This is a genomic window from Planctomyces sp. SH-PL14 (genome assembly GCF_001610835.1).
In the GTDB taxonomy this organism is placed as follows: Bacteria; Planctomycetota; Planctomycetia; order Planctomycetales; family Planctomycetaceae; genus Planctomyces_A.
The window spans coordinates 927165-943070 of sequence record NZ_CP011270.1; the positions used below are offsets into that span (position 1 = coordinate 927165).

9 protein-coding genes are annotated in these 15906 nt (G+C 66.6%); 6 read left to right on the forward strand and 3 right to left on the reverse strand.

Translation table 11 applies throughout. The features are described from left to right. Positions 1-9: 9 nt before the first annotated feature. On the reverse strand, positions 10-2421 hold the full coding sequence (locus tag VT03_RS03800; protein WP_231870590.1) for a DUF1592 domain-containing protein: 2412 nt from the start codon (positions 2419-2421) through the stop codon (positions 10-12). A 334-nt stretch (positions 2422-2755) separates the two neighbouring features. Here VT03_RS03800 and VT03_RS03805 point away from each other — a divergent pair, with 334 nt between their 5' ends. Further along, positions 2756-4015 (forward strand): hypothetical protein, encoded by a 1260-nt coding sequence (locus VT03_RS03805; RefSeq protein WP_156514271.1) that lies wholly within the window; start codon positions 2756-2758, stop codon positions 4013-4015. Here VT03_RS03805 and VT03_RS03810 read toward each other — a convergent pair. Next, positions 3985-4875: a radical SAM protein gene (locus VT03_RS03810; protein ID WP_075091767.1), complete on the reverse strand. Its 891-nt coding sequence runs from the start codon at positions 4873-4875 to the stop codon at positions 3985-3987. The two genes, VT03_RS03805 and VT03_RS03810, sit on opposite strands and share 31 nt — an antisense overlap. A gap of 460 nt (positions 4876-5335) precedes the next feature. On the opposite strand from VT03_RS03810, the gene VT03_RS03820 reads away from it, so the two are divergent. From VT03_RS03820 to VT03_RS03840, 5 genes are all read left to right on the forward strand, one after another. Then, complete coding sequence (locus VT03_RS03820) at positions 5336-7564, forward strand: BatA domain-containing protein (RefSeq protein ID WP_075091769.1); 2229 nt, start codon at positions 5336-5338, stop codon at positions 7562-7564. Positions 7565-7663: 99 nt separating this feature from the next. After that, positions 7664-9064, forward strand: a complete 1401-nt coding sequence (locus tag VT03_RS03825) for a bifunctional folylpolyglutamate synthase/dihydrofolate synthase (RefSeq protein WP_075091770.1) — start codon at positions 7664-7666, stop codon at positions 9062-9064. Further along, positions 9052-10356 (forward strand): dihydroorotase, encoded by a 1305-nt coding sequence (locus VT03_RS03830; RefSeq protein WP_075091771.1) that lies wholly within the window; start codon positions 9052-9054, stop codon positions 10354-10356. Before VT03_RS03825 ends, VT03_RS03830 begins: the two co-directional genes overlap by 13 nt. A gap of 180 nt (positions 10357-10536) precedes the next feature. After that, positions 10537-13017 (forward strand): ATP-binding protein, encoded by a 2481-nt coding sequence (locus tag VT03_RS03835; protein ID WP_075091772.1) that lies wholly within the window; start codon positions 10537-10539, stop codon positions 13015-13017. 140 nt (positions 13018-13157) lie between these two features. Beyond that, positions 13158-14369, forward strand: coding sequence for a 2,3-bisphosphoglycerate-independent phosphoglycerate mutase (locus tag VT03_RS03840; RefSeq protein WP_075091773.1), 1212 nt, complete (start codon positions 13158-13160; stop codon positions 14367-14369). A 337-nt stretch (positions 14370-14706) separates the two neighbouring features. Here VT03_RS03840 and VT03_RS03845 read toward each other — a convergent pair whose 3' ends face one another. After that, on the reverse strand, positions 14707-15882 hold the full coding sequence (locus tag VT03_RS03845; protein ID WP_075091774.1) for a serine protease: 1176 nt from the start codon (positions 15880-15882) through the stop codon (positions 14707-14709). Positions 15883-15906 lie beyond the last annotated feature (24 nt).

A 15906-nucleotide genomic window follows, 5' to 3' on the forward strand; every position in this document is an offset into this window, starting at 1 on the left:
GGGCGTGGGTCATCGCTTTCGGATCAGGTCGGACAGAGCCACGGCCCGGACGATGTCCTGGACGCGGTACTGGTTCTTCTTCGCTTCGGCGGCGATCGCCTTCAGGTCGTCCTGATCGTCCACGGTGAGCACGCGGCGGAGGGCATAAGTACAGAGATGCTCGATGAAGGCCCGTGCGATCCCGTCGCGGTCTTCGAGCAACAGCCGTTTGAACTGGACGGAATCCTGGAACGAGCGGCCGTCGGGCATCACGCCGGAGGCGTCAATCACTGGGTCCTCTCCGATCCCCTTCGCCACGATCTCCCGCGTCCGCCATTGTCCGATGGCGTCGTAGTTGTCCCAGGCGATTCCAAAGTGGTCGATCTTCGCGTGGCAGGCGGCGCAGCTCGCGTTGTTGCGGTGGGCCTCGATCTTCTGGCGAATGGTCGCTTTCGGGCTTTCGGGCGGGTTCGGTTCGATCGGGTCGACGTTGGCCGGCGGCGGAGGGGGCGTCTTGCCGAAGATCGCTTCGCTGACCCACACGCCGCGGTGAACCGGGCGGTGGCGGGTCCCGTCCGAGGTCAGCCCCAGCACAGCGCCCATCGCCAGCAGGCCGCCGCGATGGTCCTCCGGCTTCAGCGCGACGCGCTGGAAGCCCCCCGTTCCAGGTTCAGGGAGACCGTAGAAATCGCACAGCCGGGCATTGGCGATCGTCCAGTCGGAATCGATCAGGCTGTCGACGGGGAGGTTCTTCGCAAACATCTCGCGGAAGAACTCGACCGGCTCGGCCCGCATGCTGGTTTCCAGCCACGGGTCATAGGCCGGATACAGCTTCTTGTCCGGCGGGAACATGCCCAGGCGGTGCAGCTGGAGCCACTGCCGCGCGAAGTCGTCCACAAAGCGGTGGGCTTTACTGTCCGCCAGCAATCGGTCCACTTCCTTCGGCAGCCCGTCGCCCTTCAGCTGGCCACCCTGGGCCGCGGCGAACAGAGTGTCGTCGGGCATCGAACTCCACAGGAAGTACGAGAGCCGCGTGGCGAGCTCCGAGTCGTTGAGACGTTCGCGAGCGGCCGGATCCCCTTCGACGATGTAGATGAAGTGCCGGGACGTCAGCACGCCCGCCATCGCCACCCGATAGGCCTCGGCGGTCTTCTCTCCCGCCTCGCGTTCTGAGCGGTAGGCGTTCAGAAAGTCAGCCAGTTCTTCCTGGCGGACGGGCCGTCGCCAGGCCCGCTGGGCGAAGCGCCGCAGATGCTCCGCGACGACTTCCGGTGTCGAGTCATCAGGAGGGACCAGCCCGACTCGCCGGGCCTTTTCCGCCTCCGTCTCCAGCGGTCCTTCCCATTCGATCCAGTCCACCAGCACCGTCGAGAACAGGCCGTTCCCCTTGTCGTCGAACATCTGCGGAGCGTTCGGGTTCAGGAGCTGCGTCTCGCTGCTATGCGTGAACATGTAGTTCGGACTGGCGAGCGAGTTCCGAAAGGCGGCCCCCGCTCTCCGGTCCACGACGTCGGACGCGACGACGGCGAAGTGCAGGTTCGCCGGCATCTCCAGGAAGACTTCGAACTCATGAACGGCCGGCTTGTCTTCCGGCGCGGTGATGTCGAACTCGATGACGCCGGCGACCGTCTCCTCGCCCGTCTCCTTGCCGATGCTCAGGTGGGCCGGCTGACCGCCGAGAGGGCGGATGCCGCTGGCCTGGATGCGGAACTTGTAGAGCCCGCTGTGTTCCGGACCGGTCCGCCCGAACCAGTTGGGCGAGAGGGCGGACTCGACCCGGCCCGGGAAGAGGAGGTAACGCAAGGGGCGCTTGATGCCGAACCGGTCGAGTGTCTCCTGCTGGGCCTTGCCGCCGTGATAGCGGAGATCGACTGCGGTCTTGCGGACCTTGCGAGCCTCGCCCGACGTGGGGGGAAAGGCGCGGTCGAGCACGATTTCGGTGGCGCGGTAGTAACGATCGACATGGGAGGGCGAGAGCGACAACTCCGACCCGATCCGCTCAAACCCGTGCCACAAGGTGTCTTCGTTCAACTCGCCCGGCTTGGCGGGATCGTAGCGCACGCCGAGCAGGTCGTAGACAGTGTTCTGGTACTCCTTGCGGCTGAGTCGATAGTGCGCCACGGCCGCCCGGGCGGCCATCCGCGCCCCCCGCCCCTCCCGGAGCCGCGAGTCGAGGCCCGTTACAAACGCCGCGATCTCCTCCTGCTTCGGCTGTGGTTCGTCCTTCGGCGGCATCTGGCCGGAATTGATCCGGTCGAGGACCTCTCCCCAGTGGTGCCCATCGGTGCCCGCCTTGAAGTCTCTGGAGAACTGGTCGATCCGCACATCCCCTTCGACCTTGGCGGGGCCATGACAACGGAGACAGTGCTTCTCCAGGAACCCCTCGAAGGAATCGGCTCCCCATCCGGCGGCGGCCCAGCTCAAACAGATCGCGATGGTCAATGAAGGCAGTCGCACAGGCGCGAAGTCGTTGAGTGCGGGGATCATTGGGAGGTTCGCTTTCAGCCGCGTCGTTCAATGCGTCCAGGCCCTTGGAATCCACATCATCGGAGCGACGTCCGCTCGACGCAAGACATTCCGCGCAATCCCAATGAGGCATCGCCCGTCCGTCGCATGCGCCTCGTTCGTTGAGTCTCTTCCCCGACCAGCCTCCTTTCCATCGACTTTCGGGAGACGCGGACCCCTTCCACTGCGGACGGCGTTCCGGCGGCAGACTCCAAGTCGGGCCGCGGAGCGGGTAGGATCAATTCCATCGAACCCTTTCTCGGGCACATCCTTGTCCAGCAACGCGCGGCCGCCGCTGAAACCGGAATGGTGGACCGACACCGGTCGTCCACCCCGGTGGCCGTTGACGATAGCGAAGCTGGCGTGCGTACTGGTCGTCGCGCTGATCCTGGTGAACTGGTATGTCCAGGGTCTGGTTCCGGCGGTGGGGCAGAGCAACCCTGTCGCGGGGCAGCCCAAGCCGGTTGCCGGGCCGAAGGAAACCGTTCTGGGGCAAGTCCGCGGGCCGCAACGACCGCCGCCGCGATCCGAGCCCGGCCCTTTTCGTGATGGGAGTGTCGCTTCGTCGGCCACCGAGCCGCGGGTGGTCCTCTCGGAAGATGTGTTCGCAGCCGATCCGGGCGTGGTCCTCGCGGACGCCGCGTTTGCGGCGGACCCGCAGACCGTGACGACGGTCCGTATTGCGACTCCTGAGCTTCCTCCGGCCCGGATGCCGGTGGCCGATCCCTGGCCGGAGCTGGAACGGCGGTTGGGAAGCGGGGAGGGGAGGGGATCGGCGGCGGTCAATTCCGCGTTCGAGGAGTACGTGCGGTCGAAGCCGCCCAGGAATCCGGAGCGGCGGCCGCTCGACCTGACCGTGATTGGAACCCTCGGTCCGACCGATGAGGCGCTGTTCAATACGGTGCGGACGTTCCTTGGGACGACCTTCGATGCGCCGGTTCTCGTTCGGCGAAGGGTCGGGCTCAGCGAACTTCCGCTTGGAACGCTGCGGACCGACGGGCCGCTCGGGGATCGGTCTCTGGTGACACCGGAGGTGCTGCGGCTGCTGGGAGACTCCAGGGGCGAACCGCCGTTTGGCCGGGTCGCCGTCTGCACCGTCGGTCCGCTTCCGACTCCGTCGTTCACTTATCTCCGGTCACTGCAGACCGACGGCCCCCGCGGGGGGATCGTGGTCTGGCGACCAGTCGGGGCGGGAGCGACGACACGGGACGAGCAACACCAACTCCTGCGACGCACCTTTTCCGCGAGTCTGCGAGGGACAGCGTCCGTATTTGACCTGCCCCCCTGTCCGGAGGACGGATGCGGCCTGGCGGGGGACAAAGAGGCCGATGCCGTGGGACTCTGTCCGGCGTGCCTGCACCGGCTCTGCTGGAACCTCGATGTCGCCCCCACGGTCTGGCTGGAGCGGCAGGAGCGTCTGCTGGAACAGGTGGGGCTCCGCGGCGAGGCGGCGCAGTACCGGCGATGGCGGAGATTGCTCCAGGCCCGCGTCGAGCGGCGTCAGGAAATCGGCGGCGCTTCCCCGCCGTAATAGGACTCGACCGTCAGTCCGGTCCGCTGGCGGACCGTCTCTGAGATCGCGTCGACCTCTTGAGGCGCGAGGGGCGCCACGAAGTCCTCGGCAGGACGACGGGCGACCGTGTAGATCTGTACCAGTTTCAACCGGCCCCCGTGCCGCTTGATCGTGTTCAGCCGCTCGCAGTATTCGAGGATCTCCGATTCGCCCGGCGGCGTCCCGTCGAGACGCATGAACAGGCTCTGAATCACGAGCGGGCGGACGTGCGCGGCCAGCAGGAGATTGTCGAGGACCTGCTGGAACGGGATCCGGGTCCGGTCGACTTTTTCGAAGTAGTCGGCCGTTCCGGCGTCGAGCTTGGCCCACACCTCGCCCTGGTTCTCGTCGAGGATCGACATCCCCCGCTGGACGACCGGGCGGTGGAACAGGCTGGCATTGGAGATCAGGACGAGCTTCACCTGGTCGAGCCCGCGGGACCGCTTGAGGTCGGCGGTGCGGCGGATGATCTCGTCGAAGTTCTTGTAGCTCGTCGGCTCGCCGTCGCCGGAGAAGGCGATGTCGTTGAACCGGCGGCGGTCGGCGGGGACGGAGGCGAACTGCGGGTGGGTCCAGATTTCGCCCGAGCGGATCTCGTCGACGAGGGCTTCCATCTCCCCGAAGAGCCGGTCGGTCTCGACGAAGGTCACTTCCGGTTCCGCTTCCGGGGAGCGGTCCACCTGGCAGTAGACACAGTCGAAGTTGCAGATCTTGTCCGGGTTGAGGTTCACCCCCAGCGACAACCCTTTGCTCCGTCGGGAGACGACGGGGTAGCAGAAGCGGTTGTCCTCGAACCGCCGCGAGTGGGAGTGGTGCTGCGGGAGCGTCAGATCGACCATGACGGAGTCCTTGTCGGGGAGGGCGTCTCGAATTGTACGCAACCTGCGGACATTGTCGCCCTGGTCGAGGATCGGGCGATTTCTTTGGTCAGGGGGTTGAAACACAGAGGGACGGAGGGCACAGAGGAGACTCGCGGGGGCGTTTCGACGTTCGTGAGACGCATCTGGCAGGGAGTTGTCAGCCACAGGTAAACACAGTGGGACACAGATCAAGGCGAGACACGGCGTTCCAAGACCTGTCGGCTCCCTTTTTCCTCTGCGCTCTCCGTGCCTCTGTGTTTCATCAAATCACCGCTCACTGCTCGGTCACCGGTTTGGTCGTGGCTCGGCGCCCCCCCCCTTTCTGATCGTCCGGGGCGTGGTTGGCGACGCCCGTCCGAATCGGCCACACTGCCTGCGGCGGTCTTTCGGGTTCTGGCGAAGACCGGATGCGTTCTGAGAAAGGATTGAACTCGTTTCCGTGTTTCGCCTTCCTGCGAGCCTGGCCTTCGGATTCGGCAGTCCCTGGATGCTGTGGGGCCTGCTGGCGATCGGCATTCCGATCCTGATTCACCTGCTCCGGCAGCGCCGGCCGCGGGTAGTTCCCTGGGGGGCGATGCGCTTCGTCCGGGCGGCGCTGGAGAAGCGGCAGCGGCAGATCCGGATCGACTCCTGGCTGCAGGTCCTCATTCGCGGGCTGCTCCTGGCCTGCCTCGCCTTTGCGCTCGCGGAGCCTTACCTGGAACGGCTCGGGCTGGGGACGGTTGCGGAATCCGCGACGCATCGGATCGTGGTCGTCGATTCCTCCTACAGCATGGGATACCGCTCGGGGGGCGAGACCTCTTTCGAGCGAGCGCAGCGGGTCGCCCGCCAGATCGTCGAGGCGAGCCGGACCGGGGACTCGTTTCACCTGGCACGGATCAGCGGGCAGACGCCCCGTGTTGTGATCCGCCGGCCGTCCCACGATCCGGCCGATGTCCTGCAGGAGATCGACCGACTGCCGCTGCTCGAAGAGCGCGGCGACCTGCTCAACTCGCTCAAGCCGCTCCCTCCGCTGCTGGCCGCGGAAGACCATCTCAAATCCGCGGAGGTGGTGTTCGCCACCGACCTGCAGCAGGAGAACTGGCTGCCTTCCGCCTCGTTTGTCCGGTCGCAGTGCGGTGAGCTGTTCCGGCAGCTCGGGAAATCGGCCGAGGTCAGCCTCGTCGATGTCGGGGCGGCGGTGACGGAGAATGCGGCGGTCGTCGGCCTGGAATCGCGGCGGCCGATTGCGGCGCCGGGAGCCGTGCTCGACCTGGATGTCGAGGTGAAGAACTTCGGCCGGTCGCCGCGGCCCGGGACGGTGCTGGAGATTGCCGTCGAAGGGGTGGTCCGCCATCGCGAATCGATCGACCTTCCGGGGAGCGGGACCGTCCGCCGGAGCGTGCGGGTTCCCTCGGATCTGGCACAGGATGCGCTCGTGGAAGCCCGGATCGAGGAGGATCCGCTGCCGCTCGACAACGTCCGGCGGCTCATTGTTCCGCTGCGGCGCGAGGTGCGGACGCTGGTGGTCGCCGGAAGCGAGTCCGCCGAGTCCGATGCTGAGTTCGTCCGGCTGGCGCTCGCCCCCGCGGAGACGCTGACAACTTCGCCTCCCGCCGCGAGGCTGGAGATCCGGCCGGAGGTGATCTCGCTCGGCGGGCTCCGCGATCGCGATCTGGAGGCGTTCGACTCGGTGATCCTGTGCGACGTTCCCGCCCTGACGGAAGGGGAACTCGACCGGCTGCGGCGGTTCGTCACGAGCGGCGGCGGCTTGATTCTCGCGCTGGGAGAGAAGGCGTCCGCGGCGGACTATGCACAGGGGCTCGGAGCCGATCTGCTGCCGGCCCCCTTCGGTCCGCCGACACCGCCGCTGACGGAGCAGGACCGTCCATTTTCGTTCAGCGAGACCGACTCGCTCCATCCGCTGCTGCGGGTCTTCGCCGGGAATCCGGACGCCGGTCTGCTGACGACGCCGATCTTCCGCTACCGCCCGATCGAAGGACCGGAGCCGCCCGCCGGAACGGAGGTCATCCTGCGGCTGTCGAATGGCGCACCGGTCCTGCTGGAACGGCGGAGCGGGAACGGACGGGTACTGCAGATCCAGACCGCCCTCAACGACGAGTGGGGGAGCTGGGTTCTGTGGCCCAGCTTTCTGCCGATGATGCACGAGATCGTCCTGGCCTCGATCCGGGGCGAGCTGGCCCAGCGTGTCGGCGAGGTCGGAGAAACGCTTTCCGGGCCGCGGATTCGGGGAGCGGCGGAGCAGTGCGTGCTGACGCGGCCGGATGGCTCGCGGTCGACGATCACCGCCAGCGGCGACATCGGGAGCCGGGTCGACGCCGGGCGGGGGGATGTCTGCGGCGTCTACCAGTTCAGCTTTCCCGGCGGAACGCGGCAGCCCGAACGCTATGTGGTGAACTGCGATACCCGGGAGTCGGCCCTCGCGCGAGTCAGTCCTGAAACGCTGCGGACGGAACTGGGGCTCGATCCCGCGGTCCGGTTCACCACGCAGTGGACGCCCCCCGTTCGCGAGACCGGGGCGACGACCGGAGGCGGCGAGATCGGACGGATGGTGCAGCCCCTCCTGGGCCTGACGCTCGTCCTGCTCGTGCTCGACCTGCTCGTGGCGGGCTGGAAGCGGTCCGGAGCGGTTCCCGGGACCCAATCCGGCGCGAGCCGCGGCCGGTAAGGGAAAGAACCGGGGCGAGGGTCGCTACAGCGGGGACTGTCATCTCTCTATAGTCCCGTCGCGGGGTGTCCCGTCGATCCATCGGCACCAATCTGCTCCATGTCCTCCACCGGCGTTCCCCAGGATTCCAGTCCCGAGTATCGCGACGCCGTGGCGTATCTCTACGGGCGGATCAACTACGAACGCCTTTCGGCGCAGTCGTTTACGCATTCCGACTTCAAGCTCCAGCGGATGCGGCGGCTCCTCGACCTCGTCGGTTCGCCGGAAGCGACCATCCCGGTGATCCACGTCGCGGGGACCAAGGGGAAGGGATCGACCTCGACGATGTCGGCCGCGATGCTCCAGGCGGCCGGCTACCGCGTCGGGCTCTACACCTCGCCGCACCTGAACCGGTTCGAAGAGCGGTTCCTCGTGGACGGCGAATGCGCGACGGAAGCGGAAGTCGTCGAGCTCGTCGACGCAGTCCGGCGGGCCGAACTGGCGATGGGAGATGAAGGCGAACGCCTGACATTCTTCGAGCTGACGACCGCCATGGCGTGGCTCCACTTCCAGCGGCGGCAGGTCCGGATCGCGGTCCTGGAGGTCGGGCTCGGTGGGCGGCTCGACTCGACGAATCTCTGCCATCCGCTGACGACGATCATTTCGAGCATCAGCCGGGACCACATGAAGTTGTTGGGGGAGACCCTCGCCAGCATCGCCCGGGAGAAGGCAGGGATCGCCAAGCGCGGCGTCCAGATGCTCAGCGGCGTCACACCGCGCGACGCGGTCGAGGCGATCCGCGAGTCATGCTCCCGGGCCGAGGCTCCGCTGTGGGAGATCGGCCGCGAGATCGAGGTCCGCAACGTCCGGCTTTCTACGACGGTCGAGACAGTCCTGCCGCACTACGAATTCGACCTCTCTAGTCCGAACGGCGCCATCGACAACGTGGCGGTCCCGCTGGCCGGGCGGCATCAGGTGGAAAACGCGGCTCTCGCGGTCACGGCCGTGACGGGGCTCCAGCCGCACGGGTTTTCCGTCGACGCGGACGCGGTCCACCGCGGACTCCGCAACGCCCGGCTGCCGCTGCGGCTTGAAATTCTCCGCCGTGCGCCGCTCGTGATCGTCGATGCCGCCCACAACGACGCCTCGATGGAGGCGGTCCGCGACACGATCCGCGGGCTTCCGGCCTCGCGGAAGACGCTCGTCTTCGCTTCGTCGAAGGACAAGGAGACGGCCCGGATCCTGGAAATCGCGGCCCCCGCCTTCGACCGGATCCTCGTCACGCAGTATCTCAGCAACCCCAGAGCCGTCCCGCCGGAGGAGCTCCTGGTCCTAGCCCGGCAATTCTCCAGCCGCGAAACGATTCTGGCGGCGAGCCCGCTGGAGGCGTGGCAGCGGATCCAGGTGGATGCCCAGCCGCAGGATCTGGTCTGCGTCACCGGCTCCTTTTTCCTGGCCGCGGAGTTCCGCGACCTCCTCGTTTCGCCGACCGATCCGACGGGAACCCCATGCGAACGCTGATCCGAAACGCGACCTGCGTCCTTCCACACAAGACGCGGCAGGCCGATCTCCTGATCGAGGGGACCCGCATCCTGGCGATCGATCCGCCGCGGACCGCCGCCGCGGATGAGACCGTCGATGCGACGGGGCTGCACCTGATCCCCGGGGCAATCGACGATCAGGTCCACTTCCGCGACCCCGGCCTGACGCACAAGGAGGACCTCCACACGGGGAGCGTCGCCTGCGCCAAAGGCGGGATCACGACGTTCCTCGAAATGCCGAACACCAAGCCGACCACCACGAGCGTGGAGCGGCTCCACGAGAAGCTGGAGATCGCCGCCGGGAAGTGTGTCGTCAACTACGGCTTTTACATCGGCGCGACTCCGAGCAACGTCGACGAACTGAAGGCGGCCCGCCGGACACCGGGGATCAAGATCTTCATCGGGTCGAGCACCGGCGACCTGCTGGTGGACGCCCAGGAGGCCCTGGAGCGGATCTTTGCCGAGACGACGCTCCCGATCTGTGCCCACTGCGAGGATGAAGCGACGGTGCGGGCCAACGCCGCGAAGTTCGCCGGGATCGAAGACGTGGCAATTCACTCGCAGATCCGGGACCACGAGGCGGCGGTCATCGCCACGCGGCGGTCGATGGACCTCGCCAACCGCCACAAGCACCGCTTCCACGTCCTGCACGTCTCGACCGCCCAGGAGGCCGAGCTGCTGCGGAACCGTGGCGAATACGTGACGGCGGAGGCGTGTCCGCACCACCTGTTCTTCAACGTCGACGACTACCCGCGGCTCGGCTCGCTGATCCAGATGAACCCGTCGATCAAGACCGCGGCGGACAATGCGGCCCTCTGGGAGGCCCTCCGCGACGGCCGGATCGAAGTCATTGCCACCGACCACGCGCCGCACACGCTGGACGAGAAGCGGCAGCCGTACCCCAAGTCCCCCTCGGGCCTCCCGGCGGTCGAGAATTCGCTCCCGCTCATGCTGAATTCGGTGAATGCCGGCCGGTGCACGCTGGAAGAGGTCGTGCGGTGGATGTGCGCCAACCCGGCCCGGATCTGGAACATGGCCCGCAAGGGAGCCATCGTCGAAGGGAACGACGCCGACCTCGTCCTCGTCGATCTCCAGCGGCAGCAGACGATCCGGAACGAAGACCAGCTCACGAAGTCCGGCTGGAGCCCCTGGCACGGCGAAACGCTGACCGGCTGGCCCGTCCGGACCTGGGTCATGGGACAGACCGTCTTCGCCGAGGGGCGGGTTGACCGGACGGTTCGCGGCAGCGAGGTGGAGTACGTTCGGGGTTAAACACCAAGACACAAAGGAAGCACCAAGGACACAAAGAGGGGAGATGGGCTGATGGCTCGCCTCTTTGTCCTTTCTTCTTCCCTTGGTGGCCTTTGTGCCTCCTTGGTGCCTTGGTGTTGAACTCCTATCCTCAGCATCACCACATACAACCTTCGATGAGTCACAGCTAGGGAGCGGCGGATGTTCGACTATGAGAAGCTGGGAGCCTTCTACCTCGGGAAGGCGTACGACATTGCATCCGCCAAGGTGCAGGACGACGTCATTCTCTATGACGCCAAGGACCTGACGACGCACGCGGTGATCGTCGGCATGACCGGCAGCGGCAAGACGGGCCTGGGGATCACGCTTCTCGAAGAGGCGGCGATCGACGGCATTCCGGCCCTCGTGATCGATCCCAAGGGGGACCTGTCGAACCTGCTCCTGACCTTCCCGAACCTCCAGCCGGCTGACTTCCGCCCCTACGTCGAGAAGGACGAGGCGATGCGGAAAGGGATGTCGCAGGACGACTTCGCGGCGGACCGGGCCAAGCTCTGGAAGAAGGGGCTCGCCGACTGGGACGAGCCCCCCGAGCGGATCCAGCGGTTTCGCGATGCGGCCGATGTCGTGGTCTATACGCCGGGGAGCGACGCGGGGCTGCCGCTGACCATCCTGAAGTCGATGGAGGCCCCGTCGCAGGCGGTCCTTCAGAGCAACGACGCCATGCGGGAGCAGGTCGCCGCGGCGGTGTCAGGGCTGCTGACGCTCCTGGGGATCGATGCCGATCCGCTCCGCAGCCGGGAGCACATCCTGCTCTCGAACATCGTCGACCACGCCTGGCGCGCCGGGCGGAATCTCGACATGGGGCAGCTCATCCGGGAGATCCAGCAGCCGCCGTTCAAGCAGATCGGGATCATGGACGTGGAGAGCGTCTTCCCGGCGGCGGACCGGCTGGCGCTCGCCATGACGGTGAACAACGTCCTGGCCTCGCCCGGCTTCCGGGCCTGGACGCAGGGAGATCCGCTCCACATTCAGAACCTGCTGTATTCGCCGAGCGGCAAGCCGCGGCTGTGCATTCTTTCGATCGCGCACCTGACCGACGCCGAGCGGATGTTCTTCGTCACGATCCTGCTCAACGAGGTGATTTCCTGGATGCGGTCGCAGCAGGGCTCGTCGAGCCTGCGGGCGATCCTGTACATGGACGAGGTGTTCGGCTACCTCCCACCGACCGCGAATCCCCCCTCGAAGATCCCGATGCTGACCCTGCTGAAGCAGGCCCGGGCCTACGGGCTGGGCTTGGTCCTGGCGACGCAGAACCCGGTCGACCTCGACTACAAGGCGCTCTCGAACGCCGGGACCTGGTTCCTGGGCCGGCTCCAGACGGAACGGGACAAGATGCGGGTCCTCGATGGACTCGAAGGGGCCTCGACGGCGGCGGGGGCCGCCTTCGACCGGGGCAAGGTCGAAAAGATCCTGTCGAGCCTGGGGAACCGGGTGTTCCTCATGAACAACGTTCACGACGACGTCCCGGTCGTGATGCAGACCCGCTGGAGCCTCTCGTACCTCCGCGGGCCGATGAGCCGCGAGCAACTCGCCGCCCTGATGGCTCCGCTCAAGGCGGCCCAGACTCCTCCGGCGGTCGCTCCCACAATCGGAACGACTTCGGGGGCGGCTGCCGCGGTCGCCGCACCGGCCTCCGCGGTCGGAGCGTCGGGAGCGACCGACTCCACCGGAGGGATGGAGGGGCTGCGGCCGATCGTCGCGGCGGAGATCAAGCAGGTGTTCGCCAGCGCCAACCGGGCGGGCGATCTGCTGTACCGTCCAGCTCTGCTCGGGCAGGCCAAGGTCCACTACGTCGACTCAAAGTCGGGAATCGATTCGTGGGAAACGCTCGTCCGCGTCGCCCCGATCGAGGAAGAAGTCCCCGGCGATCCGTGGGAGGGCTCGCACGCCGTCGATCCGGCGGGGCTCGACGTTGGCAGCGAGCCGATCGAGCCGGCGCGGTTCGCCACCCTGCTGCCGGGGCTGTCGCAGCCGAAGTGGTACAAGACCTGGGGTACCGGCCTCAAGAACTACGCCTACCGCGAAGGGGTCCACAAGGTCTTCTTCTGTCCGTCGCTCAAGCTCTACGCGAATCCGGACGAGACCGAGGCGGCGTTCCGGACCCGGCTGACGCACGACGCCCGTGAGAGCCGGGACCTGGAGGTCGAAAAACTGCGCAAGAAGTACGCCTCGAAGATCGCCACTCTTGAAGACCGCGTCCGGCGGGCCGCTCAGCGGGTCGATCAGGAGAAGGCCCAGGCCTCCAACGCGACCACCAACGCGGCGGTGTCGTTCGGCACCTCGATCCTCGGGGCGCTGTTCGGCCGCAAGCTCGTCTCGTCGACCAACATCGGGAAGGCGGCCACCAGCATGCGGAACGCCTCGCGAGCCAGCGAGCAGCGGGCCGACGTCGGCCGCGCTGAAGAGAACCGCAACGCGATCCAGGCCGATCTCGAGTCCCTCCAGGAAGAGCTCGAAGCCCAGATCGAGACGATCCGCGAGGCGAACGCCGTCGAGAACCTGGAGATCACCACGCTGGAGCTGAAGCCCCGCAAGTCGGACACGATGGTCGAGGGGGTGTCGCTCCTCTGGCTGCCGTACCAGGTCGGCAAGGACGGGCTCGCCAAACCGGCCTTCGACTGACCGCGCCTCCCGCTAGGCCTCGTCTGTTGAAAAGTCCGTGATCTCGGGATCGAGTCGGGGGGCTTCGCTACATTCGCGCGCGGCGGCGACCTACAATCCTGCGATTCCCGTTTTCGGATCTCCCTCGTTTCCCCGGTGCCATGTACGACGTTCACGATCTGACCCGCCAGCTTCAGAAATCCAATGACTCCAAGATCGTGATGCTCGTGGGCGATGGTCTCGGGGGCCTGCCGCTCGAACCGGGCGGAAAGACCGAACTCGAAACGGCCAGCACGCCGAATCTCGACGCCGTCGCCCGCCGCGGAACGCTCGGCCAGACCATTCCGGTCCTGCCGGGAATCACCCCCGGCAGTGGTCCGGGACACCTCGGCCTCTTCGGGTATGACCCGCTCAAGTACCAGATCGGCCGCGGGGTGCTGGAAGCCCTCGGCATCGATTTCGAGCTCGGCCCGAACGACGTCGCGATCCGCGGCAACTTCTGCACGATCGACGACGCCGGCCTCATCACCGACCGCCGCGCCGGCCGGATCAGCAGCGAGCAGGCCGCTCCGATCTGCGAAAAGCTGCACAACGGCGTGAAGATTCCGGGCGTGGAAGTCTTCGTGAAGCACGTCAAGGAGTACCGGCTGGTGATCTGCTTCCGGGCTCCGGGCCTGGAAGGGGAAGTCCACGACACCGACCCGCAGAAGACCGGCGTCAAGGCTCTCGATCCGGTCGCCAAGGCCCCGGGATCGCAGCGGACCGCCGAGATCGCCAAGGAATTCCTGCGGCAGGCGAAGGAGATCCTGAAGGACTGCAGCCCGGCCAACTTTCTGACGATGCGCGGGATCGACAAGAAGCCGCCGATCCCGACCTTCGAGGAGGTGTACGGCCTGAAGGCGGGGGCTCTGGCCGTTTACCCGATGTACCGCGGACTGGCCCGGCTGGTCAGCATGGACATCCTCGACGCCGGCCAGACGCTGGACGACCAGTGCGAGCAGCTCAAGAAGTCGTGGAACGACTACGACTTCTTCTTCATCCACTTCAAGTACACCGATTCGAGCGGCGAAGACGGGGACTTCAAGAAGAAGGTCGCCAAGACCGAGGAGCTCGACACGGCGATTCCGAAGATCATGGCCCTCAATCCGACGGTCCTGATCGTCACCGGCGACCACAGCACGCCGAGCAAGATGAAGTCGCACAGCTGGCATCCGGTCCCGACGATGATCGTCGCCGACACCTGCCGCTTCGATGGCTCGACGTCATTCGGCGAGTCGGAGTGCCGTAAGGGTGGGCTGGGAACCTTTGAAGCCAAGTACCTGATGCCGATGGCATTGGCTCACGCCGGACGGCTCGAAAAGTTCGGTGCCTGAGCCAAAGCGTCCGCGACACAAGGAGTTCCGGCGTCCCCTCCGGAGCTCCTTGTATTCACTGGGGTCCAGGGACTTGCTCCCGGGCTCCAGCGACCGAAGGCCACTGACGGAAACTGAGGACCGAGGACTGAAAACCGGTTCGGTTCCAACGTAGAATCCCGGTATGCCGCTGGACCTGCAAACCGCGATCGCCCTGACCTGTGTCGCTGGAGCGGCGATGGTCCTCGCGCGGCGCTTTCACCGCCGGTTCTTCGGGCAAGGGACGGCGTGCGGCGGATGCGGCTCGTGTTCCCACGCGTCGGCAGCCAAGCCGCTCGTAGTACTGAGCGATCTCTCGTCAACGCGGTCCAGCTGACGCCTCCCGCTTTCCGCCTCGCGCCGGAATTGGCGTGCCGGCCTGACGACCGGACTTCTCCCCCGCCGTCTGGTTCATCTTCTCGACCAGCTTCCTGATCGCCGCCGCCGGGATCGCTTCGTGGAGCGTAATCAGCACCGGACCGGTGTGGATGATTTCCTCATCGGTTCGCGGCATCTCCATCTCCGCGCCGCCCGCATCGGGCTCCTCGGCAGTGCCCTTCTCTCCTGGAGGCGTGGCCTCTTCCCCTTTCGGGGGCGAGTCCTTCGGCGTCCCGCTCTCCGCATCCGGCTCCTCCGCGATCTCGAACGGAACGTCGTCGGACAGAGACCAGATGGCGGACACGTGCCCGATGGCGTTTCCGCACTCGTCCAGGACCGCCGCACCGCTCGATCCGGGAGCCCAGTCGGTGCTGACGTTGAGCCGCAGCAGCACCAGGGCATCCGCGGCGACGGGGTTCCGCTTCCGCTCCGGCGGCGGCACGCGATAGAAGCGGTTCACGATCCCGTCGGAGAAGTAGCCGTAGGCGTCGAGCGGATCGCTATAGCAGTAGGCTTTGTCGCCGGGGAAGACGTCGGAGTTGAACGCCAGCGGCTCGATCTTCGTTTCCGCTCCGAGCGACGAGAGGTCCACCCGGACAATCGCGGCGTCGAGGTCGCGGTCGTACGCCAGGATCGCCTTCACCGGGAGGATCTGGTCGGTCTCCGTCATGGCGACGAGGCACCCCTCCGTGATCCCTTCCGGATCGACGCAGTGGTGGCAGGTGGCGAAGACTCCGTCGTCCGTGATCGCGTAGGCCGCTCCGAGCGAAAACCCGTCGAGCCCCTCTTCGTCAAAGCCGTACCAGCCGAACCGGAGAAAGGCCCGCCGCGCCGCCTGGGCGACTCCCCGGCCGGTCAGGGGCTTGGTCGAGGGGGGGCGGAGCGTGATCGCCTCGGCCCGGGGGCGCCGCAGCTGCTGGCGGGCCGAACGGACGTCCAGCGAGACCTTCGACTCCATAAACGCCTTGGCCTTGTCGAGGAGGGCGTCATCCTCGGCGAACGTTGTCGCCCGCTCGATCCGGACCCCTTCGCCCTGGGCGAAGAGCGCCTCCCCGCCCGATCCGGCGAGGACCAGGGAAACCGACAGCACCTGAAGACCGGCAATCCACCATCGCATCGTGTCCAGCTCCTCGGACGAACT